22 protein-coding genes and 2 pseudogenes are annotated in these 20,233 nt (G+C 48.7%); 8 read left to right on the forward strand and 16 right to left on the reverse strand.

All coding sequences use genetic code 11. The features are described from left to right. Window positions 1-34 precede the first annotated feature (34 nt). A pseudogene (gene umuC / locus IAE30_RS20830) lies at window positions 35-1,198 on the forward strand (translesion error-prone DNA polymerase V subunit UmuC); the annotation flags it as partial. A gap of 162 nt (window positions 1,199-1,360) precedes the next feature. Here the strand turns inward: umuC (IAE30_RS20830) and IAE30_RS20835 are convergent. From IAE30_RS20835 to IAE30_RS20850, 4 genes are all read right to left on the reverse strand, one after another. Beyond that, window positions 1,361-1,645, reverse strand: a complete 285-nt coding sequence (locus tag IAE30_RS20835) for a molecular chaperone GroEL (protein ID WP_200680898.1) — start codon at window positions 1,643-1,645, stop codon at window positions 1,361-1,363. A gap of 99 nt (window positions 1,646-1,744) precedes the next feature. Then, window positions 1,745-2,389, reverse strand: coding sequence for a ParA family protein (locus IAE30_RS20840; RefSeq protein WP_200680899.1), 645 nt, complete (start codon window positions 2,387-2,389; stop codon window positions 1,745-1,747). A gap of 570 nt (window positions 2,390-2,959) precedes the next feature. Continuing rightward, complete coding sequence (locus tag IAE30_RS20845; RefSeq protein WP_200680900.1) at window positions 2,960-3,229, reverse strand: hypothetical protein; 270 nt, start codon at window positions 3,227-3,229, stop codon at window positions 2,960-2,962. Continuing rightward, window positions 3,216-3,671 (reverse strand): hypothetical protein, encoded by a 456-nt coding sequence (locus IAE30_RS20850; protein WP_200680901.1) that lies wholly within the window; start codon window positions 3,669-3,671, stop codon window positions 3,216-3,218. The genes IAE30_RS20845 and IAE30_RS20850 overlap by 14 nt, the downstream gene beginning before the upstream one ends. 432 nt (window positions 3,672-4,103) lie before the next feature. Between IAE30_RS20850 and IAE30_RS20855 the strand changes: the two genes are divergently transcribed. The 3 genes from IAE30_RS20855 (at window position 4,104) to IAE30_RS20865 (ending at window position 6,277) form a co-directional block, all read left to right on the forward strand. Continuing rightward, window positions 4,104-4,571, forward strand: a complete 468-nt coding sequence (locus tag IAE30_RS20855) for a hypothetical protein (protein WP_200680902.1) — start codon at window positions 4,104-4,106, stop codon at window positions 4,569-4,571. Between the two features lie 4 nt (window positions 4,572-4,575). After that, window positions 4,576-5,202: a recombinase family protein gene (locus tag IAE30_RS20860; RefSeq protein WP_200680903.1), complete on the forward strand. Its 627-nt coding sequence runs from the start codon at window positions 4,576-4,578 to the stop codon at window positions 5,200-5,202. 193 nt (window positions 5,203-5,395) lie between these two features. After that, a complete protein-coding gene (locus IAE30_RS20865) occupies window positions 5,396-6,277 on the forward strand; it encodes a hypothetical protein (RefSeq protein WP_200680904.1) in 882 nt (293 codons plus the stop codon). A gap of 239 nt (window positions 6,278-6,516) precedes the next feature. Here the strand turns inward: IAE30_RS20865 and umuC (IAE30_RS20870) are convergent, their stop codons facing one another. Together umuC (IAE30_RS20870) and IAE30_RS20875 are read right to left on the reverse strand one after the other, a co-directional pair. Then, a complete protein-coding gene (umuC, locus tag IAE30_RS20870; protein WP_200680905.1) occupies window positions 6,517-7,779 on the reverse strand; it encodes a translesion error-prone DNA polymerase V subunit UmuC in 1,263 nt (420 codons plus the stop codon). 2 nt (window positions 7,780-7,781) lie between these two features. Then, the gene (locus IAE30_RS20875) at window positions 7,782-8,159 is read right to left on the reverse strand and encodes a peptidase (protein WP_034827984.1); all 378 of its coding nucleotides are present in this window, start codon (window positions 8,157-8,159) and stop codon (window positions 7,782-7,784) included. Window positions 8,160-8,455: 296 nt separating this feature from the next. Between IAE30_RS20875 and IAE30_RS20880 the strand changes: the two genes are divergently transcribed. Further along, window positions 8,456-9,211 (forward strand): HNH endonuclease, encoded by a 756-nt coding sequence (locus tag IAE30_RS20880; protein ID WP_200680906.1) that lies wholly within the window; start codon window positions 8,456-8,458, stop codon window positions 9,209-9,211. A 42-nt stretch (window positions 9,212-9,253) separates the two neighbouring features. Here the strand turns inward: IAE30_RS20880 and IAE30_RS20885 are convergent, their stop codons facing one another. From IAE30_RS20885 to IAE30_RS20905, 5 genes are all read right to left on the reverse strand, one after another. After that, complete coding sequence (locus IAE30_RS20885) at window positions 9,254-9,856, reverse strand: DUF2913 family protein (RefSeq protein ID WP_200680907.1); 603 nt, start codon at window positions 9,854-9,856, stop codon at window positions 9,254-9,256. 202 nt (window positions 9,857-10,058) lie between these two features. Then, the gene (locus IAE30_RS20890) at window positions 10,059-10,259 is read right to left on the reverse strand and encodes a hypothetical protein (RefSeq protein ID WP_200680908.1); all 201 of its coding nucleotides are present in this window, start codon (window positions 10,257-10,259) and stop codon (window positions 10,059-10,061) included. 56 nt (window positions 10,260-10,315) lie between these two features. Continuing rightward, window positions 10,316-10,600, reverse strand: a complete 285-nt coding sequence (locus IAE30_RS20895) for a hypothetical protein (protein ID WP_200680909.1) — start codon at window positions 10,598-10,600, stop codon at window positions 10,316-10,318. A 473-nt stretch (window positions 10,601-11,073) separates the two neighbouring features. After that, window positions 11,074-12,201 (reverse strand): MFS transporter, encoded by a 1,128-nt coding sequence (locus tag IAE30_RS20900; protein WP_255530309.1) that lies wholly within the window; start codon window positions 12,199-12,201, stop codon window positions 11,074-11,076. Between the two features lie 100 nt (window positions 12,202-12,301). Continuing rightward, window positions 12,302-13,897: a GNAT family N-acetyltransferase gene (locus IAE30_RS20905; protein ID WP_200680911.1), complete on the reverse strand. Its 1,596-nt coding sequence runs from the start codon at window positions 13,895-13,897 to the stop codon at window positions 12,302-12,304. A gap of 508 nt (window positions 13,898-14,405) precedes the next feature. On the opposite strand from IAE30_RS20905, the pseudogene IAE30_RS20910 reads away from it, so the two are divergent. Together IAE30_RS20910 and IAE30_RS20915 are read left to right on the forward strand one after the other, a co-directional pair. Beyond that, window positions 14,406-15,406 (forward strand): annotated as a pseudogene (locus IAE30_RS20910) (IS110 family transposase). After that, window positions 15,336-16,142 (forward strand): metallophosphoesterase, encoded by an 807-nt coding sequence (locus IAE30_RS20915; RefSeq protein WP_234472824.1) that lies wholly within the window; start codon window positions 15,336-15,338, stop codon window positions 16,140-16,142. Before IAE30_RS20910 ends, IAE30_RS20915 begins: the two are co-directional and overlap by 71 nt. Window positions 16,143-16,316: 174 nt before the next feature. On the opposite strand, the gene IAE30_RS20920 is transcribed toward IAE30_RS20915, so the two are convergent. Continuing rightward, window positions 16,317-16,808, reverse strand: coding sequence for a DinB family protein (locus tag IAE30_RS20920; protein ID WP_200680912.1), 492 nt, complete (start codon window positions 16,806-16,808; stop codon window positions 16,317-16,319). Between the two features lie 268 nt (window positions 16,809-17,076). On the opposite strand from IAE30_RS20920, the gene IAE30_RS20925 reads away from it, so the two are divergent. After that, on the forward strand, window positions 17,077-17,319 hold the full coding sequence (locus IAE30_RS20925) for a hypothetical protein (RefSeq protein ID WP_200680913.1): 243 nt from the start codon (window positions 17,077-17,079) through the stop codon (window positions 17,317-17,319). Window positions 17,320-17,379: 60 nt separating this feature from the next. Here IAE30_RS20925 and IAE30_RS20930 read toward each other — a convergent pair whose 3' ends face one another. From IAE30_RS20930 to IAE30_RS20945, 4 genes are all read right to left on the reverse strand, one after another. Beyond that, window positions 17,380-17,886: a GNAT family N-acetyltransferase gene (locus IAE30_RS20930; RefSeq protein ID WP_200680914.1), complete on the reverse strand. Its 507-nt coding sequence runs from the start codon at window positions 17,884-17,886 to the stop codon at window positions 17,380-17,382. A 97-nt stretch (window positions 17,887-17,983) separates the two neighbouring features. Further along, window positions 17,984-18,385 (reverse strand): VOC family protein, encoded by a 402-nt coding sequence (locus IAE30_RS20935; protein WP_029990737.1) that lies wholly within the window; start codon window positions 18,383-18,385, stop codon window positions 17,984-17,986. 338 nt (window positions 18,386-18,723) lie between these two features. Next, window positions 18,724-19,464 (reverse strand): SDR family oxidoreductase, encoded by a 741-nt coding sequence (locus IAE30_RS20940; RefSeq protein WP_200680915.1) that lies wholly within the window; start codon window positions 19,462-19,464, stop codon window positions 18,724-18,726. A gap of 282 nt (window positions 19,465-19,746) precedes the next feature. Continuing rightward, the gene (locus IAE30_RS20945; protein ID WP_200680916.1) at window positions 19,747-19,980 is read right to left on the reverse strand and encodes a hypothetical protein; all 234 of its coding nucleotides are present in this window, start codon (window positions 19,978-19,980) and stop codon (window positions 19,747-19,749) included. Window positions 19,981-20,233: the final 253 nt, after the last annotated feature.

Genomic DNA, 20,233 nt, shown 5'->3' on the forward strand with positions numbered 1-20,233 from the left:
CTAAAATCAGCATGTGTTGTATGAAATATAGTCAATTCCAAATAACATAGACGCAAAGCTGCTGGGCATTAAAATGGGCGCGCCGTGGTTTCAGATAAAAAATGAAGGTTATTCTGAGAAAATACATGTATTTAGCTCAAATTACGCCTTATACCACTCGATGTCGCAGAGGGTCATGACGGCGCTGGAAGAAATGACGCCGAAGGTGGAGCAATACTCGATAGACGAGATGTTTCTCGACATAACCGGCATTGATGGCTGCGAAGACTTTGAGCACTTCGGGCGGCGCCTGCGCGCGCACGTGATGGCCACAACCGGACTGACAGTCGGCGTGGGCATGGGCCCGACCAAAACGCTGGCCAAAAGCGCGCAGTGGGCGAGCAAGGAGTGGAAGCAGTTTAAAGGCGTGCTGGCGCTGACCACGGGCAACCCGAAGCGGACCGCCACGCTCCTGCAGAATCAGCCGGTGGAAGAAATCTGGGGCGTCGGCAGGCGCATCGCGAAGAAGCTGAACATCATGGGCATTGAAAATGCCCTGCAGCTGTCGCGCGCGCACCCTGCCCTCATCAGGAAAAACTTCAGCGTGGTGCTGGAGCGCACGGTGCGGGAGCTGAACGGCGAATCCTGCATTCCGCTGGAAGAGTTCGCGCCCGCAAAACAGCAAATCGTCTGCTCGCGATCGTTTGGCGAGCGCATCACGTCAAAAGTAGCCATGCAGCAGGCGCTCTGCCAGTACGCGACGCGCGCGTCCGAAAAGCTGCGCGGGGAACGCCAGTTTTGCCGCCGCGTCGGCATCTTTATCCGCACGTCACCTCATGCCCCCGGCGAGGTGTTTTATGGCAACAGCGCCGGCGAGAACCTGAAAGTGCCCACTCAGGACACCCGTGACGTCATTGAGGTGGCCATGCGCAGCCTGGACCGCATCTGGCTGGAAGGGAGGCGCTACATGAAAGCCGGCATTATGCTCGATGACTTCACCCCGAACGGCGTCAGCCAGCTGAGCCTGTTCGATGAGGACGGACCACGTCCGAACAGTGCGCAGCTGATGAAGGTGCTGGACGGCATTAACCAGTCCGGACTCGGTAACCTGTGGTTTGCGGGTCAGGGCGTCAGTACTGAATGGAAGATGAAGCGGGAGATGCTAAGTCCGGCGTGGACTACTCGCTGGAGTGACATTCCAGTAGCGCGAGTCACTTAGTCGCCAGCATGCTCCGAATTGATCTATTACCCCTCGAATCTCTAATCAAGCAGACACGATGAATGCACAAGAAGGATCTAAAGTAATTACAATGAATACACGTTAGATATTTAAAGTAATCACAATAGATACTTACATTTACAGGTTAATGTGGTAGCCGAATCAGTTATCAAGCGCCCCGTCATTCTCGAGCTTTTCACGCAGAGCTTCCAGAATGTATGCACTAAAATCCAACGATGTTTTGTTCGAGGCTTTGAGTTGCGCGTGGGCTTCAAAGTAGGTTTCAGGCACAGCTCTAAGATTTTTGCTACGGGCTTTGCTTTTTGCGAATGTCTTAGTTTCATCGCTGGTTTTATCTGCTGGGGCGGTTGAGGTTTTTAGTTTTGCAGAACTCATTAGCCCAGCGAGTTTTTCGTGTTGATTCGTGAAATCAAGCTTCTTGGTCATGTATACACCCTATACTCTCAATAGATATTTAATGGATATGCAATGAATTCACATTGAGTATACAACAGACTCATTTCGAGTATCTATTGTGTAAGTTTTTTATCTGCTTTTGACAATCTCAAGCATTTCTTCAACCATCGAAATCACCTCTTTACCGCCTGCAGTGACGCGCCCATGAACTGACTCAGTTATGCCAAAACCGGTTTCAATTGTTTCTTCAAAATCTTGAGTTCGATATGAAAGGCGACTCTTCATTAATTTAATATGTTTAAATGAGGGAAGCAGCGCCTCAAGTTTTGGATAATGTTTTTTATTCGGATTCGTTTTACACAGGAACAAATGGGCTTCTACATGCTGACCAATGATTTCACTTATTTCTCCCAATACTCTGTCAAAACTCATCAAGCCTATCCTCTCAGTAAGAGAATCCTTTGCAGGAACAATAATAAGATCTGCATAAGCAACCGCTGTACGGGTCATATCAGAGTCAAATCCCCCACAGTCAATAAACAAGATATCTTCTTTATCTTTGAACAAGCTTATTTCATGCACTAATTCTTGTTGTGTCTCAGGTATTGATATTGGAATTTGTCTATCGTTTGGACGGAGGCCGTGAATGATTGAAAGCCCCTTATGAGTATCTAGATCGAGGGCTTTCTTAGGTTTCAGTTCGCCTGATACATGTACCGCCGACGTTGTCTTGCCTGCCCCGCCTTTATTATGTGCCATAACAATAACTGTCATAATTGCCACCTTGTATATGCTTATCAGGCGCACATTGAATCCACAAACTGCGCACTTCGGGTTCACATTGAGTATGCAATGCATATCTATAAACAGAAGGATTTATATCACTGGAAGAAAATTTATGCAACCACTTTGCGTACGCAACAGCAACACGATAGATACACTTAAGATTCCTTTAATGCACCCATAGAGGATTCAACGTATACACAATGTGTATTTAAAAGAATAGTCAGTTATCGTTGCGGCAGGGCAGGGCAGGGCAGGGTAGGGTTATAGTAAATGAAATTTATTAAAGATAAAATCTGGTTGTACAGGAGGTTCAAATAATTTTTAATTTTATGAGAAGAAAGTTATTTAAAAGGGCTAGTGAACAATTAGGAATTCTTAATAGCAAGTTGATAATGCCGACCGACACATCTTCCTTTAATAGATTCAGAGGAAAGTTGTTATGTAAGTCATATATCAAAATCGACGTAGGATATTGTATGATGTACTTATATAAAATATGTCATTCAGAAAATTACTGAACAGGAATGAAATATTACAGCATAATGAAAATTAAATTCATTATGCTGCATGGTTGGTGAGGTGATAATCAGCGGTCCCAATTGGGTCAGCACAATAGCCTGTTAAGGCTTCAAGTACATCTAAGGCTGCCTCTTTGGCATTTCCTGTTAGACCACTTTTGTAAACTTCGTTCATCAAGGTATAAGCTAAAACGCCGCCCTGACGCCCATGAGCACTCACCATGTCATCACACAGTGAAAAAATTTCATAGGGGTCACTACTCTCCAAGAGTATGGTATTGAATCGTGCTTTGTAGTCAGTCTTTGTCATCGTCATCATCCACCTCCCACAACGGTGCGGTGTCTGCCAGATATCTGTTAAAGTCAGTTATGAGCATGTCATACTTCGGTACTATCATAGCATGCGCATGCGTGTCTTCAATGTACATTAAGTGAGCATGATTTTCAAAGTACAAACGATTGATAGTGAATCGCACGAGCCCTCTCATAGGATCGAGCATAAATTCGGGTATGTTCGCGATAGGCGGGATTGTTAGAGATAGGCCTTGGAATTTGCCGTTGTTCTTCACACTCACAATGCCATTATCGTCAATATAGACATCAACTCTAGGATTTCGTTCATCTCTTTTGCTTACATGCTTAAAGCGAACACCTAGACAGTCTCGATCTATGGAAGATCCCGGTAGAGCTGGGCTTCCCCCTGAATCGGCTTTCATCATCCTGTAAAGTATCAATTTATTGATATTACTCATTTATGAAAATCCTTTCTCCTAAATCCGGTATTCTGCATTGAAAAAGGATTTTCATCAATAGTTCAAAACTGTCTTAAATTGAAAGGCTTAATGTCTCATTCGGTGATTTGAATAAGATAATAATCTACATGATTTCTATCACCCAGCTGTAATGCTACCTAAGCCAGCGAGAGGTGCTGCGCTGTCTGGAATAACGGGCTCATTCTAAATCTCAATCATAGTTCAAACAAAGTAACACAAAATAATCAACATTCTTATAATTATTATAAGCAATCATTACAATAGAAACTATATGGCTATTTAAAGTAGCCAACATTTATGTGGCCAATTTAGATTGCAGATGTCATTATTGACCAGCTAAAACCAGCAGGCTATTTTGAGTATACTTAATTTAGCCATCAAATTCACATTAACGCTTAGGCAGGACATACCATGGCATACACTGTTCAGGATGTTTTAGAATCAGCAAAAAAAGAGAACATCGTGATTACTCACGAGCAAGCAGAAAGAATGTTGAATGGAGATAAAGTCTGCGGAATTTTTTATTGCATTGGATGGGATAATACTAAAGGCCAAATCTACATTGTGCCGAAGCCACCCAAATTTGTCCTCAAGCCTAAAGATGAGATGGTTAAATCTTTGGAAAAAATGGAGGAACAGAGAAAAAATAAAGTGGAAAAAGAAAAAGACTTCAAAGGCGTATTAAGTTTATATGGTGATGATTATATTGAAAAATTATTAGATATCGATGCGGGAACTATAGAAGTTCTATACACATTTTTATGGACTTTAGGCGAGAGATCCCTTGACGTTGAGGAGTTCAAAGAAGCCGCAAAGGCCGAGCTTAAGGCTAGAAAAGAACCAACCAATATATCCACTCCACCTAAATCTGGTATTTAAGAAGATGAATGTTGCCAGGGTTTATCTTCGGGTCAGTACCAATGAACAGGAACTCACGCGGCAGAACAGTATTATTGAAGATGCGCGTAGTAAGGGCTTCTATATCGCGGGTGTATATAAAGAAAAGGCATCTGGTGCCAGGTTGGACCGGCCAGAACTCCAACGCATGATTGCCGATCTTCAACCCGGGGAGGTGATTGTTGCCGAGAAAATTGACCGCATCAGCCGTCTTCCCCTGAGTGAGGCTGAGCAGCTTATCGGTTCGATAAAGGCCAAAGGGGCGAAGCTGGCCATCCCCGGCATAGTGGATCTGTCTGAGCTGGCCGCAGGCCAGGACGGCGTGTCCAGAATCGTACTGGAGTCCGTTCAGGACATGCTGCTTAAGGTAGCCCTGCAGGCGGCGCGTGACGACTACGAAACCCGAAGGGAAAGGCAGCGACAGGGCGTTGAGTTGGCAAAGGCCTCGGGTAAATACAAAGGGAGAAAGCCAGATAACAAAACTCACGAGCGTATTATTGCGCTTCGTGAATCCGGCATGACAATAGGTCGGACGGCCACCCTGGCAGGCTGTAGCATCAGCCAGGTAAAACGAATCTGGTCGCTTTATAAAACTGAAAAACCTGTTCAGTAAATAAACATCTATCAGGTTTTTTGATCAGGATAGTCAGTCGTTGGCAGGCAGAGCGTATTGCAGCTGCACTAGATGCGAACGAAATTGAAGAAATGTGAACAACCATAGAGGCGCGCCGATTGCTTAGTCCATGGCTGTATAGACCCTAGATAGATTTTTTAGTAACTGTCATAACTGGATAAGGATATAAAAAATGAAACTGTATCACTTTACAGGAGTTGCAATGCTACACAGCATTTTGACGTCGGAAGGAATAAATAAAGGCTATTTCCAACTAAGTGATGGAAAAATGCTTTATGGCCATAGCTGGTACACTTCCTACCCATTGCCCTATGGTCACGGCTTAGTAGATGGCACAGAAGTACTTACCAAAACGGATAAAGATTTTCTATTAAAAGCAGGAGGTCAGGATGCTAGTAGCCCGATCAGAGGAACTCATAACAAAAGACTTATCCGACTGACAGTAGACTCAGCCTGGCTTAAGCAGCAAGACACGTTTTACCCTTTTAAAAAACTTTTACGCGAATATCAGCAACCGACACTATGGGGTACGGTACTTGGCATCCAGGGCTGGGTTAAAACAGAAAGTCTTTCTGACAGTGAACTCAAGAGATGGACAAAGAGCCCCAAATTGAAACATGACACTTGGTATATTCATACAGAAACGCTCCCCATAGAGCGTATTCTTTCCGTTGAGTTCATGGAAAAACCTGATGTATACGTTCCCTATGACTTCGAGTTGCACGGACGTTCAGAGCTTGAAAAATCAGGTCTGTACTCTATTACTGTCGAGCAGTTTATAGAATTGAACGGAATGTTGCAGGAAGAAGATTTTACAGGCGGGGAAATTCTGATTATATGCCCTGAACCTGACGCTGAACCTGCCATTGTTTTCAGAAAACGGAACAGTGCGCATGTTTTCGCTATTGGTGACGGGAGACTCATGGGGAGCCAGGGTGCTACATTCATTCCGGAGTCCCTGAAAATAATATCGGAATGGGTTAAGCAAAGCTCTGGGCAATTAATGACATTATGGAACAGGAGTCGGGAAAATTTACTAAGATACGATGCCTGATGTCCCTCTCTGGCCTGTTATCTTCTGGGAGTACAAATTTTAGCATATCCTGAAGGATGGATATTCCCAGTTAATGCCAGCATATTGGCACTGTAATACAGTGCCAGACAACTATCCGGCCGCTACAATCAGTCACCAAATTTCTGAGTATCAGAATGCGGAATATTTTCTTTTATCCTGATAAATCACTTACGTGGTTATTCTCACTATTGACGCTCCCTTTATACTGAGTCACACATTCACTTTAGCGCCGGTATATCTCTAAACCGGGTCGTATATCGGGGCGACAGCATTTCCCGCTTCATCTGCCAGCTGCTGTCCTGAGCCCCCTGACCCGCAAACCACACCTTTCCCCGGCCCGAACGGTTGATGCCGTCCAGCGCCGCCATCAGCGCGTCAGCGTTGGCACGCGGCAGCTGTTCGCTGAACATATCGAACTGCGCCACGCCTGACTGATAAAAGTCACTCAGCATGACGCCAGCCTTCGCGTACCTGTATCCGTCACGCCAGATGGTGCTCAGTCCCCGCAGGGCTGAGTCAATAATGTCCCGCGTATCGTTCGTCGGGTAGTCGCAGATGCACGATGCCGTGTTCGAGTACTGCGGTTCATCCCCGTGACGGCCGGTGGCTATCGATACGCTGATGTGCCGGCAGCGCGAGTCCTGCTCCCTGAGCTTCTCCGCCGCGCGCGTGGCGTAAAGCACCACCGCCTGCTGCATATCCTCCAGATGCGTGACGCGCTGCCCGAAGGAGCGCGAGTTCACTATCTGCTGCTTCGGCGGCGGTGCGTCCTCAAGCGCCAGGCAGGACTCTCCGTTCAGCTCGCGCACGGTGCGCTCGGTGATGACGTCAAAGTTCTTTCGTATCATGCTGACGTTGCTGTCGGCCAGCTGCAGAGCCGTGGTGATGCCCAGCTGGTTCATGCGCACGCTGATGCGCCGCCCGATGCCCCAGACGTCGCTGACGTCAGTCAGCTGCAGCAGCTTCCGCTGCCGGCTCCGTTCGGACAAATCCACCACGCCGTTTGTCTTCGTCCACTTCTTGGCCGCGTGGTTGGCGAGCTTGGCCAGCGTCTTGGTCGGCCCGAAGCCCACGCCGATAATCAGCCCCGTTTCCTGCCAGATGCGCGCACGCATCTGCTGGCCGAACGACTCCAGCGGGATCAGGCTGCCAATCCCGGTCACGTCCAGAAAGCTCTCATCGATGGAATAGACTTCCTGCCCCGCCGCCATTTCTCCCAGTATGGCCATCATGCGCGCCGACATGTCACCGTACAGCTCGTAGTTGGAGCTGAACACGTGCACGCCGTTCTCGCGGAAGAAACGCTCGTTCTGAAACAGCGGGGCGGCCATTTTAATGCCCATCCGCTTCGCCTCTGCCGAGCGGGCAATCACGCACCCGTCGTTGTTAGAGACGACGACGATGGGCCTGCCGCGCAGGTCGGGACGGAACACGGTTTCGCAGGAGGCATAAAAGTTGTTGGCATCCGCAAGGGCAAACATGGTCACTCTCCGGCGGGTCCGCTGAATCCCAGCCCGGCCACGTCGGTGAGGGCATAGGCCACCACGCCCCAGACCGGCAGCGGCTGGCTCACGTCGATCAGCGTGACGGTTTCATCCGCATCCGGCGCCTGCAGGGCGGGAACGGGGTTGAGCAGCAGACGCCGCAGCGTCAGCTCGCCTTCCACCTCGGCAACAATGAGCTGGCCATGCGTCGCGGTCAGCGCGCGATCAATGGCCAGCACTGAACCTTTCACGATGCCGGCGTCAGGAAAATCGCTGTCGCTGCGCATCAGGTAGGTGGAGTACGGAGAGAGGCTGACGAGGTCTCCCAGGTTCAGGCGCGTCTCTCTGTAATTCTGGGCCGGGCTCTGGAAGGCCATTCATTTACTCCGTTGTGACCGGCACGCCAGCCGTACCGGTTTGTAAAGTCTGCTTATGGACTCAGTGCCGGCGGGGCGGCGCTGAGGCACGTTCTCTGCAGTAGCTTATCCTGCCACGGATCCACATCCGCCAGGGATAAGCGGCGGGCACGGTCAGCAGCTTTTGCCACTGCGAGGCAGCGAGCCCCCATTCTTCAGCCATCTCTGCCCTGACGGCGGGCTGACTCAGCTTCTGATAGAAATTCATTCACTGCTCCTGATAAGGTAGCCAGCCTCAGCGTACTCATGAAAATGTTATGAACAGAAAACAGTTTATCTTATCGAAGGGCGCGACCTGCGCAAACTGGACGTGGAGCTGGTCGTTCATCGATCACAACGATATGAAGGTCATCTTCGGTGCATGGGACACGGAAGCGGGAGAAGAACGAGAAGTTATATTACGTACCTCCTGGAAGTTCGTTTCGCGTGATGGGAAACAACGCCGCCAGCCAGGGTACGTTCAGGCGCTGGAGCATCTGGAATATGTGAAGCAGGGTTATGAGCTGTACACGTTCGTTATGGGCCACAGCCTGTCTGAATATTCAGAGGACATATCAAGGATAAAGAAATTCAGCCATCATCTGCAGCTGCGCTACCTCGTTCAGGAGGAGGGCGTCTGGTACGCCTGCAGGGAGGCACAGTACCTGCCCGAGGAGTTATCGGCGTCAGCCTCGTACAGTGAAGGTGCAAAAACGCAGATCCTCGTGAATGCCTATGAGCGCGACCCTGCCGCCAGAAAAGCCTGCCTGCAACACCATGGCTACCGGTGTCAGGGATGCGGCTTCAGCTTTGAGGAGTTTTACGGGGAAGCCGGACGGAACTTCATCCACGTCCATCACCGTATTCCGCTGCATACGGTGGGGGAAAATTACCGGCCCGATCCGGTGAATGATATGGTCCCGCTCTGCCCGAACTGTCACGCCATGGTTCACCGGTCAACGCCACCGATGGAAACAGACGCGCTGAAAGAAATCATTGCCAGCGCCGGACTTAAGAGAAAGGCTGGTCAGTAAGGTTTTTTCTGCACAGAGGTCAGCAGTACGTGCAGATCATGATCAGGCTTCACTGAATTTCTCTGCCACCAGATGATGCAGCATAGCATCGTCGCTTTCCGCCTTTACGCGGCGCCAGCCTGAGCGGTTCAGCAGCGTATCCAGCGCGTTCAGCTCGCCGGTAATGCGGGCGGGAAGGGCGATGCGCTGCTGACCGTGCTCGTCGAAGCCTGAATCAAGCCCGTTACGGTTAAGATAGATACCTGACACGGCCGGACTGAGACGGAGCTGGCGGCGCCCGCTCCATTCGCTGTCTGCCAGCACCATGTAAATCCAGCCGGTCAGCTTAACTGCCTGCAGCGCGTGCTGTAGCCGGAACAGGTCATTCTGCGCCTTCAGGTTACCGTTACCGGCCCGCCAGAGATAATCGAGCTTACCGGGCAGATCCGCGCGCAGCCCTTTTTCACGGCCCTCCCGCAGCAACCAGGTGATATCGCTGGCCAGCTCCTTTGCGAAGCGCCGCTGCTTTTCTGCCGTGGCAAGCCAGCGGGTCAGGAAGAGATTTTCCTGCGCGGGAGAATTAACCTGCCCGTCAAGGCGGGCCGTGTACAGGGCAATAAGCCCGCACCAGGCTAAATGACTGACGTTAAGGTTACCTTTATCCATAAAATTTCCGTTAATGCAGTGTTCCCGGGAAGCGGAAGCATATCAGACACACAGTTTAAGTGACTGGAAGGCTTCACGTAAATGAAGGGGGCCGCCAGACGGCAGGCTGGCTGAAGAACTATTGCGGGGATAGATTCAGATATACCAATCAGCCGGCAAACTCACTATTCGTCATCCCCGGTGTCTTCATCCGGTTCTTCAGTCAGCTCCTCAATGGCAAAAGCAGGGGCGGAGGGCACTGTCCCGCCTGCCCGATGCAGGTTCCGTGCAGGCGCATCAGCTCCAATGTCAGCTGAGTCCGGTTAATCTCTTCTCCGTCTATGGCCATCAGCAGGCAGCACATTCCGGTCAGACTGCAGGCTTCATCGAAAAGATTGTCATTAAGATCAGTCTCGATTTTCATCTACTTCCTCCCATGCTACAGGGTACTGAAGTCAGGGAAAAAAATGTGGCCGGACTCTACCCCCTGACGGGCTGAAGGATGCGGGCACAAAGCCGTCCGGCGACCTCATCGAGCTCTCTGTCAAAACTGGCGTGTTCAGCAGCGCTGAGAGAGCCCTGTTCATGCGCGTAGCGCCCGGTATCCGCACGGATGCGGTCAGCATGATGCCAGATCATTTCCGTCTGCGATTCTGACAGTTTTCCTGCCTTGCAGGCAGTACCGGCATCGGCCTGAATCACGTTTACGCGCAGAGAAATATGCGACAACAGCGAGTCACTGTCGCTGCTGCCATTATCAGCCATGATACCATGCTGCACACTGATGTCGCAGGATGGCCAGGACGGAGAGGGTGGAACAGCTGCTGCTGTGTAACTCAACGCTATCAATATAACGCCTGATGCCTGGTATTTCATATGCGCTCTTATATGCTGAAATTGTGCAGACAGTGTAGTGGGGATCTAGCGGTACACCAGAAGTGGCGACGCTCTGCTCATGATGAGCCTATTCTCAGGGGCAAACTGATCTGGATAAAAAAATGGCTCCCGGAGGGAGCCATAAGCACAATCAGTTGCAGTATCGGTTATATGCACCTGGTGAGACACATACTGATTATCGGCATGTAACGCATGGACATAAGCGCAGCCGGGATGTAATCCTCATCTGCCCTGATATGAAACTCACTTCCATAGTTTGCTGACCCGCTCAGACGTAGTCTTCATGATTGAGCATAACCTTTAAGGGCAGAAAAACAATCCAATAAAGGACTGCATAATTTTCACCTGCCACGTCTGAAATATAAGAAAAACAGAGGTGTGATAATTACAAAAATAGCGATTATGAATAACCAGTCATACCTTTGCAGTAAAAAACCGAATGGTGCAATCATGACAAACATCACTATCTTATTTACAGTTGCAATAGTAGATAATGTGACAGATCGTAGACTGGTTTCTGTGTGAGATACTAACCGTGCATAAGAAATAATTTGAACAAAATTAATATAAAAAAATATAATACAGAGAAATATTGCTGATATATATATGTTGTTGTAATAAAAAGAACACAATAACGAAGTTACAACAGCGAGAAAGGAAATTAAATGAAATTTAGCATTAGAAGATGATGGTAGCGTCTCTGTTACAAATCCTGTTGCAGACTGTGCAAGCATAATAAAAAAGAAAACCACGCCCAGAATTATAGCTTGCCCATTTTCTGGAAGATCCTCTCCCGCTATAACCTGCCAGTATTGAATGAGAGACTGAAGGAAGAAGGAAGATGTTATGACTGTCAGTAAAATTAACCAACCTTCACGGCCTACAAATATCTTACCAATACCGTTAAACAGCATGGCAAAGGAAAAAAACTCTGATTTTCCCTTACTCTTAAAATCACGGTCGGAAGGTAAGAAGACTGACATTAAAAAAACAGCAAACATCAAGAGTGATGATATAAAAATAGACAAATTCCCTATATAGAAGTAAGCAGTCGCTCCTATAAGTGACGTCACCCCCATAAACATAAACTGATATTTATAATATAAAGAAAATATCTTTTGAGATGAGATGTTACTATTCTCATTTTTACTGTGATCATAAAGATAGCTATCGAATGTACCACTCATCATTCCCAAAGATAAGGCATTGAAGAGTTCGGCCAGCATGAAAAACCAAAAATTATCAGCCACTCCCATCGTAAGCAACCATGCAGAGGAAAAAAGGATACTGACACTGATAGAAAACTTTCTGCTATAACGGTCAGAAAAATAGGAAAGAGGTATATCCAAAAAGACGATAATAATTCCCTGGAAGGTCTTTAGCAGACCCACCTGACCTACGGAAAGACCATTCTGGAGCATGTATATAACAGAAAATGCTCCAATCAACATCCTTACACCGGAGTACATTATGCCAGTGTATCTGACAGCTGCACTGCTTTTGAGCACAATTCCCCTCCCTACATAATGAGAAAAGCTAACGCAACCATTTGGTAGCGTTAGCGGTCATTTAAGGTACAATATTTTCACCATTAACACGTGGAAGCAACTGGAAATCCTGTATATCGTTTTCTCTGGTTACCCACATCAAAAACCGTTCAATCCCCATGCCAAAGCCTGCAGTTCTTACCGGGTATTCCTCTTTCATTCTGATATACCACTCATAATCATCAGGTGCGACCTGATGCTCCTCGAGTGCTTTTCTCACTCCGGCACCATCGCTATGACGCTCGCCTGCTCCTACAACCTCGCCAATACCAAATAATAAATCGGCATTCAGTGCAGAATGCGGTTTTTTGGGATCCCTGCATTGATAGAATGGAACGCTAAGAATGTCATAGTTAGTTACCCATACAAACCCCCCAAAATGCTGTATAAGACGTCGTTCACCTGCATGAGTTAAGTTTCTGAATTCACCTACGTCTTCAATGTAGCTGGAGTAATTCTCCGGGGATAGCTCTTTAAGTATATCATCAGCTTCATCTAATGTTATTTTTATGAAAGGTGTGTTTTTCTCCGCAAGAGAAATTAAATGCGATATATCACCTACCTTTTCATTTAACACGTCACCATGGCGACGCAAAATATGCCTGGCGAGATGAACAAGATAATCTTCAACAAGTGTTATCACATCGTTTATCGTTCCCGGTATTTCAGCTTCACTATGATAAAATTGAGAGAGATGACGCTTATCGTTATCTTCCCCCCGGAAAGATGGCATAATGTACCATGCACCATTACCGAACAATCTTGTACCGTATTCAAGCATAAACTGCATTGAGTCAGCGAGATAAACATCCTGCTCGAACATTTTTACCTTAACCGGAAGTGAGTCACTGCCTTTCCCCATCGGACTGGAGATCGATCCGGTCGTAATGGGCAGGTGAAGAGTTTTTAAATTTCGTAGGTTGTAAAAGTCAAAAGTAGCAAAAGAAAGTGTGTTCTGTAGTTCAGCCAATAATTGATACCATGGTTTACCCAGTACTTTCAGATAATGATTGCGTGTATCTTTCCAAGTTTGTTCTGTTCTGAAACGGCTTGTTTCTTTTACCCTTGGATCCTTTAGTAATCCATACTGGACAACATCCGTTAGCTCTCCATCTTTGTTTTTTGTATAACCCCGGGCAACACCTTCAAGTTTAAAACCGAGTCTGGTGAGTAGTTTTTCAGATGCATGATTGTCTGGCTGATGATTTGCAGAGATCCTCTTGAGGTTAAGCACATTAAATGCATGACTAATGACAAGCCCGGCAGCGCGCGTTCCTACCCCAGTACCCCACACCTTTTGTGATAATGCGATTCCAAGTTCAGCGCTTTCTCTGAAATTATCTACATGACTTAGTGTCACTGAGCCCACGACATCTCCTGAACTGCGCAGCTCTAATGCCCAGAGGTAGAATTCTTTACTACGGTAATTATCAACCCAACCACTGACAATGCCATTAGTATCATTAATGTCTTTATGGGCGCTCCAGGTCAGATACTTGGTTACTTCAGGATCTGAAGCCCAATTTTCATAGACCTTACCCGCATCAGCTTTTGTAAACGGTCTAAGAATAATATCTTTAGAATCAATTAATAATGTTCCTTGATGATTAATGCTCATATAATGACTCCTTCCGTAATCAACTAATGAGACACCGTTATACCAATGTTGCAAATTTATTAAAATAACGATAATAGTTAAGAATATGAAATATTTTCAAATGCTGTAAGCTTGCTGAATTTTTACTTCAGGTAGCTACAAAGGGTAGCGAGCAGTGCGCAGCTAGCTTTCTGAATGACGCGTATGCGTCATTGAGGCGCCAGAAACCGTTCAGGACGGCTCCATGGCCATCGGGCGCCGTGAGCCCGGCAGAGCCGGTTACAGAGCGTTATGTTCATGCAAGCCCAACCCCTCCCTTGTATCTAACATGATGCGGTGATTAGCTACCATCACACGAAACAGAGTGAGCCAGTCCCCTCCCTGAGGACGATTTCTGATCCTGTCTGGCAGCTTATGGCCCTCTGTTTCACCTTTCACGCCAGCACATTTTGTTGAACGGTTACCGGGAGCACGACTCCGTATGTACAAAGCGAACAGGCGTGACTGTCACTGTGAGAGGAGAATGATGATGTTTCCTGTAGGCATAGACGTCAGTAAAGACACCCTTGATCTCTGCATGCTTTATGACGGCATAAAGGGACGAATTCGAACAAAAAAATAAGAAATGACCGCACCGCCGCGGCTAATATTTTTCGCTGGCTGCGTCTGCAGCACTGCGGCCCCGGTGACGTTCATCTGATTATGGAAGCGACGGGCGTTTACCACGAACGCCTTGCATTTTCTCTGCATGAGGCAGGAGGATGCGTTTCACTGGCTAACCCTCACCGCAGCCGGGATTTTGCGCGGGGCATGGGCATTCTGACTAAAACAGACAAAGTGGATGCTTACATGCTGGCCTGCTATGCATTACTGAAAAAGCCCCAGCGCTGGTTGCCACCTTCAGATGAAGTCCGGTATCTCAGCGCGCTTATCCGCCGTCGTGATGCGTTGCTGAGCGACGCCGTACGTGAAGAAAATCGGCTGGAAAAATACCAGAATACGCATACGCCACCTGACATTGTCAGCTCGTGCCTGCGGATGGTCAGAATCCTCAGGGAAGAGGTGAAAGCCACTGAGCAGCTGATTAAAACGCACATTAAAGCGCACGAATCGCTGCAACAAGACTATGACCTTCTGACTTCTATACCGGCAGTGGGTCCTCAGCTGGGCATGAACATGCTGATCGTATTGCGGAGCCATGATTTCGAGTCAGCAAACCAGGTTGCCGCCTTTATGGGCGTGGCACCCATTGAAAAACGATCGGGGACGTCCGTGCGTGGTAAAGCCAGGATGTCTAAAATCGGACCACCTCAACTGCGGGCAAAATTGTATATGGCGGCACTCTGTGCCAGACGCTGTAATAAGAGGATGCGCAGCTTCTATGAAGAGCTTTTACTGCGGGGTAAGCCCAGAATGGTGGCAATCGGGGCAGTGATGCGAAAGCTGGTTCACTGGTGCTATGGCGTACTTAACTCCGGAAAAATTTTCGGTTCTGATGCTGAATTCACTGCCGGTATCGGCTCATCGTGAGGTATTCATGCTGATAGCGCAGATAACAGATATCCACGCCGCTCCCGATAATGATCACCTGGAGCAGGTGCTGTCGTGGCTTGAACAGGTGGGGCCGGACATAATGGTTCTGAGTGGTGACCTGACGGAGGGGTGCTGGGATGAGGGATACGTCCGGATAGCTGCGCAACTGGAAGAACAGGCTTACCCCACCCTGATACTACCTGGTAATTCAGACGATAGAGGCTGTATGCGAAAGACGTGGGGTAACGAACGCTGGTTACCTGACTCACAGGGAGAGTTGCTGCACTTCAGTCACAACGCAGGCGGAATTTGCCTGGCGGGCGTGGACTCAACCGTCAGAGAACAGAATTATGGGTCACTTTCGGGACGCATGGGATGGCTGGAAAATCAACTTGCCGAGACTGATGATGCTCCGGTTCTGCTGTTTCTTCACCATCACATTTTTCCTTCCGGGATACCTACTCTGGATGAAACGATATGCAGGGGACTCAGTGAGTTTGAAGAGCTGATAAGCAGATACCCGGACAGGCTGCTGGCTGTTTCTTCAGGACACGTTCACCGCCCTGTTGGTGGCACCTTTGCGGGGATCCCGGCAAACATCTGTGGTTCGGTCTGCCCTGCCAATCCATTATGGTTTGGGTCGGTAAGTGTTCCTCCCGTGCGTGAAAGCCCCATGCTGATGATTCACCGTTATGAGCGTGGGAAACTTAGCAGCCATCATGTCTGTGTCTGAGAATTTATAGTTATCCGTAAACTGGGATCTGCGGCATTAGCCATAACTACCATCTCAAAGCTGTACGGGTTGATGTTGATGCCCGCTATGAGCGAGGAGCAGACGGTCATTTATTCACTCAAGTTTTGCTTAAAGGGCCAATGAGATTTTAAATTTACATGACCCAGTCACTCGTTACTCGTGGTTATGGTCTCTTAGAAAAACAGTCAGTACGTCCTTGGGTGTGGTTACACCACTTTCTGAAAGTAACCAACCTACAGCGCCGCGATGATATGTCCCGTGAAACAAAATATGATTGAGCATATCGATTGCCTTCATCTCACCAGATCCGCCATCGACAAATTGGAATTTAATTGTTTCAGCCAGGTCAACGGGGGACATAGAATTGATATGTTGAATATACCAGTCCGTACATTTAGTCATCGTTATCAGAAGCTCATCAGCAGAGGGGGTCTCTGGCGTGTTTAGTGCAGTGTAGGAATGCTTCTCGCCGGTAATATTAGCTCTGAAGATCATATCAACCACATGTATGTGGTTCATTAATCTGAGCGTCAGATGGCGTTTTTCTGCATAAGAAGACGCGTCAATTTGTTTAATCGCTTGTAGAGTTTCAATATCTATCCAGCGCTTGTATTTAAACAGCGTAACTATCGTATCAGTATCCATACATCACTCCTTTTATTAATTTTAAAATCATATCAGTAACTTGTGGGGCTCTCTACTAACTTCCCCTGTTTGCACGAAACTGCCCTAAGTCAGTCCCAGCGGTCCGCTTTGAGCGAAAAACAGACATTTACTGATGATAACGACTGAAGTTTCATCACATCAAACATAGCATTCAGAGCCCGAACCGCGTCAGGCAGAATCCACTGTACGAAATCAGCCCACTTCAGATATGTTACTCATGACTGCCACCATGTTCACGGAGTACACCATGCCGGAGTTCTGCTTTTTTAAGAAAGGTCAGCACATCGCCGCCCTGGAAAGATCTGACGCGGAAAAAGCCGCACAACTGGCCGGTGAAGGCTGGGAAAAGCAGTTTGAAGAGGTTCGCGCCGCCGATGCCGAAAGTGCGCTCGCCAGGCTGGCGGACATGCGGAAAGAGGAAGTGACGACGGAGCGCGCTTTCATAACGGGGTCCGTATTCAGCAGCCTTCTCACAGCCATTCTCAAATAACGGACGACTGGCAGCGTTCAATAACCCAGCCAGTCATTCGCTTTTACCATAACATCCCTGTTATGAATCGGTCTCAGAGTTCCTCCTCATAAGGAACTCGTCATGAAATACCCCGTCAACGCATAGTGCAGCGGTGTCTGTCGCCCACTCGCTGAATCCGAAGGAACGATAAAGCGCATACGCAGACCGGTTAGTGGTAACCACTGAGAGTTTCACTGTTTTAGCTGAGCTGGCGGCTTCCAGCGCCGCCTCCATGAGACCAGATGACAGGCCACTCCCTCTCATCCCGGAGCGAACATACATTCCCCAGATATTTGCAACGTGGCTCAGTTTAGGTAGCGAGCTGCGGCTAACGCCAATCATGCCCTGCAGAATATTATGGTGATCGTATCCACCAAAAACATGGCTGGCTCTCAGCTGTTCGGCAAAGAACTGCAGTGGCTTATGATTGCATTCCTCGTAAGAGGCACCAAAGGCGTCAGGATGAAGCCGCAAAGCCTCCAGCCTCAATTCTCTGAAGTCGCCAAGATCGCTTTCGGTGATGCGCCGTACCGTAAATTTTTCCACTGCTGGCTCCCTGCTGTCATTGATTTAAATTGTCATAGCCCACTAAATTTAACATAAGAGTTCGGCCACGCACCGGACGTGCGCAGCCTCAGAGCTGTCAGGGCTGCGCGTTCTGGTAGAGATCCCAGCGGTTACCGTAGATGTCCTCAAACACCACCACCATCCCGTATTCCTCCTCCCGCGGCTCCTGGCAGAAGTGGACGCCTTTTTCCTTCATGGCGTTATAGTCACGCCAGAAGTCGTCGGTCTGCAGGAACAGGAATACCCGACCGCCGCACTGGTTACCGATGAAGCCCTCCTGCCGCTCGTTTGAAGCGCGGGCCAGGAGAAGATTACAGTCGCTTTCCGGGTTCGGCGTCACCACAACCCAGCGTTTGCCCGGCTGCGGCGTGTCCTCAACCAGGGTAAAGCCCAGTTTGTCGGTGTAGTACTCAATGGCGCGGTCGTAGTCATCGACCACAATCGCCACGTATCCCATGCATCGCTTTTGCGTTCTCATTTCTGCTCCGTCAGGTTTCAGGCACAATTGCCTGGACACTCTCTTTTAACATAAAAGTGCTTTCGCGCCCCTCTAAAACGCCCTCAGCGCCATTCTGCGGCCAGAGGGCCGTTTCCGACACCTTTCCCCGTTCGTAACCCTGAAAAACGCCCCTGATGATTTCTGCGCGACTGCATGGCTATGCAGTGAGTGCTCGTCTCGAAAGATCAATGCATGCAGATTTTGGAAACGTCTGCTTCTGGCACGGAGCGGACATTTACAACAGCCAAGATCCGCTGTAGCGAATAGCAGACTTTATTGAATCTATTCGACAGATTTCATAACCCCTTATAGACGCATCAGTAATGTACCAGCCCGCCGTCTACAGCATACTGGCTGCCAGTAACATAGGATGCGTCATCGGACAGGAGGAAGAGTGCAACCGCAGCGGCTTCTTCTGCTGTGCCTGCGCGACCTAAAGGAACCTGGCTTAACACGAAATCTTCAAACTGCTGACGCGACTCCTCGGGCATAAAGTGCCTGAAATTAGTTTCAATTGGGCCTGGCACCAAAGTGTTGGCGCGAATGCCACGTTCCGCCAGCGCAGATGCCCAGCTTTTGACCATAGCGATAACGGCGCCTTTCGTCGCTGCATACAGGCTTGTCATAGCAGCACCTTCGTATGTAGAAGAGGACGAAGTAACCAGAACGGATGCACCTGAATTAAGTGATTTTGATAGGGCGGCAAGTTGTAGCATCGGGCCGCGCACATTTGCGTTCATCATGCGATTAAAAGAATCCGCCGTTACAGATTCCGGAGAGCTGACCTCCGCGAAGCCAGCGTTGAGCCATAATCCATCAAGTGAACCCCAATCGCTAAGAGCTTCCTTTAGCGCATTGATGTCAACTTCGCTCGCAGAGTCACTTTTCAAAATAAGCGATGTTTTAGGCAGTAGAGTACGGGCGCGTTCGAGTCTTTCTTCACTCAGTCCTGTAATAGCTACATCACCACCTTCAGTGATAATGCGCTGCGCGCCTGCCAGCCCCATACCACTTGTACCACCAGTGATCAGTATACGTTTACCCTGAAACCTGCCCATGCTTAGTCCTTTTGTTGGCTGAGGAATGAGCATTTACCTTACGTAAACAAAACACTGCTCGTCATCTATTTCTTTACGCAACTAAGGCATTGCTGATTGCACTAGAGCTTCTGGTACGGAATGGACCAACTGGCGAGATGTCAGGTCGGCTTTGAGCGAAAAGCGGACGCTCCGGCTTCGAGAATATGAAGGCGGAGCGCAGCGACAACCTTTTTTCATTCCTGCAGTGATGCCGCCGTGACCGGCGACATCAGAGGATCTGCAGCTGCATACCGGGCAGCGCTATGCCCCTCCCTTCTCCAGCAAGACAGCATCGATGGCCATCTCCAGATGCAAGCAGTTAAATCCCTCGTTTTCATCATGATGGTCTTCGGCATACTCCATGGCCGCCGCAATCTCATCCGGCGTCATATCCGGGTTAATGCTGAGAAAGTCCTCTGCCAGCCAGAAGGTGCCGCAGCACAGCTTGTCATCGCCGACTGCGGCCAGCCGCGCCCTTAATTCCCGTACGGTCATTGCTCTCATTACCTGAAAGGCGGGTTATCCCGCCGCCTGCGGTTTTCTGATGATTAGGCCGGGTCTTTTTCGACCCGTGCGGCAGGGATGGTGTCGGCGCAGTGGCGCAGAAAATATCAGCTGAGACTCGTATCCGCATCGAGCGAGGCATAGGCCAGCACCTCATCGGGCGTTAGCTCCGGTGCCACGCCTTCGAAATCATCGGCTATCCACAGGTGCACCAATCAGGTTGTGCCGGGTTCAAAGCGCAGCA

It is taken from the genome of Pantoea sp. S61, assembly GCF_016625145.1.
In the GTDB taxonomy this organism is placed as follows: domain Bacteria; phylum Pseudomonadota; class Gammaproteobacteria; order Enterobacterales; family Enterobacteriaceae; genus Pantoea; species Pantoea rwandensis_B.

Excerpts from the sequence above, each read along its gene's own strand:
- IAE30_RS20835 (WP_200680898.1), bottom strand. The coding sequence starts at position 1,645 with ATGACCAAGAAGCTTGATTTCACGAATCAACACGAAAAACTCGCTGGG.
- IAE30_RS20840 (WP_200680899.1), bottom strand. The coding sequence starts at position 2,389 with ATGACAGTTATTGTTATGGCACATAATAAAGGCGGGGCAGGCAAGACA.
- IAE30_RS20845 (WP_200680900.1), bottom strand. The coding sequence starts at position 3,229 with ATGACAAAGACTGACTACAAAGCACGATTCAATACCATACTCTTGGAG.
- IAE30_RS20850 (WP_200680901.1), bottom strand. The coding sequence starts at position 3,671 with ATGAGTAATATCAATAAATTGATACTTTACAGGATGATGAAAGCCGAT.
- IAE30_RS20855 (WP_200680902.1), top strand. The coding sequence starts at position 4,104 with ATGGCATACACTGTTCAGGATGTTTTAGAATCAGCAAAAAAAGAGAAC.
- IAE30_RS20860 (WP_200680903.1), top strand. The coding sequence starts at position 4,576 with ATGAATGTTGCCAGGGTTTATCTTCGGGTCAGTACCAATGAACAGGAA.
- IAE30_RS20865 (WP_200680904.1), top strand. The coding sequence starts at position 5,396 with ATGAAACTGTATCACTTTACAGGAGTTGCAATGCTACACAGCATTTTG.
- umuC (WP_200680905.1), bottom strand. The coding sequence starts at position 7,779 with ATGTTTGCCCTTGCGGATGCCAACAACTTTTATGCCTCCTGCGAAACC.
- IAE30_RS20875 (WP_034827984.1), bottom strand. The coding sequence starts at position 8,159 with ATGGCCTTCCAGAGCCCGGCCCAGAATTACAGAGAGACGCGCCTGAAC.
- IAE30_RS20880 (WP_200680906.1), top strand. The coding sequence starts at position 8,456 with ATGAACAGAAAACAGTTTATCTTATCGAAGGGCGCGACCTGCGCAAAC.
- IAE30_RS20885 (WP_200680907.1), bottom strand. The coding sequence starts at position 9,856 with ATGGATAAAGGTAACCTTAACGTCAGTCATTTAGCCTGGTGCGGGCTT.
- IAE30_RS20890 (WP_200680908.1), bottom strand. The coding sequence starts at position 10,259 with ATGAAAATCGAGACTGATCTTAATGACAATCTTTTCGATGAAGCCTGC.
- IAE30_RS20895 (WP_200680909.1), bottom strand. The coding sequence starts at position 10,600 with ATGGCTGATAATGGCAGCAGCGACAGTGACTCGCTGTTGTCGCATATT.
- IAE30_RS20900 (WP_255530309.1), bottom strand. The coding sequence starts at position 12,201 with ATGTACTCCGGTGTAAGGATGTTGATTGGAGCATTTTCTGTTATATAC.
- IAE30_RS20905 (WP_200680911.1), bottom strand. The coding sequence starts at position 13,897 with ATGAGCATTAATCATCAAGGAACATTATTAATTGATTCTAAAGATATT.
- IAE30_RS20915 (WP_234472824.1), top strand. The coding sequence starts at position 15,336 with ATGGCGTACTTAACTCCGGAAAAATTTTCGGTTCTGATGCTGAATTCA.
- IAE30_RS20920 (WP_200680912.1), bottom strand. The coding sequence starts at position 16,808 with ATGGATACTGATACGATAGTTACGCTGTTTAAATACAAGCGCTGGATA.
- IAE30_RS20925 (WP_200680913.1), top strand. The coding sequence starts at position 17,077 with ATGCCGGAGTTCTGCTTTTTTAAGAAAGGTCAGCACATCGCCGCCCTG.
- IAE30_RS20935 (WP_029990737.1), bottom strand. The coding sequence starts at position 18,385 with ATGAGAACGCAAAAGCGATGCATGGGATACGTGGCGATTGTGGTCGAT.
- IAE30_RS20940 (WP_200680915.1), bottom strand. The coding sequence starts at position 19,464 with ATGGGCAGGTTTCAGGGTAAACGTATACTGATCACTGGTGGTACAAGT.
- IAE30_RS20945 (WP_200680916.1), bottom strand. The coding sequence starts at position 19,980 with ATGACCGTACGGGAATTAAGGGCGCGGCTGGCCGCAGTCGGCGATGAC.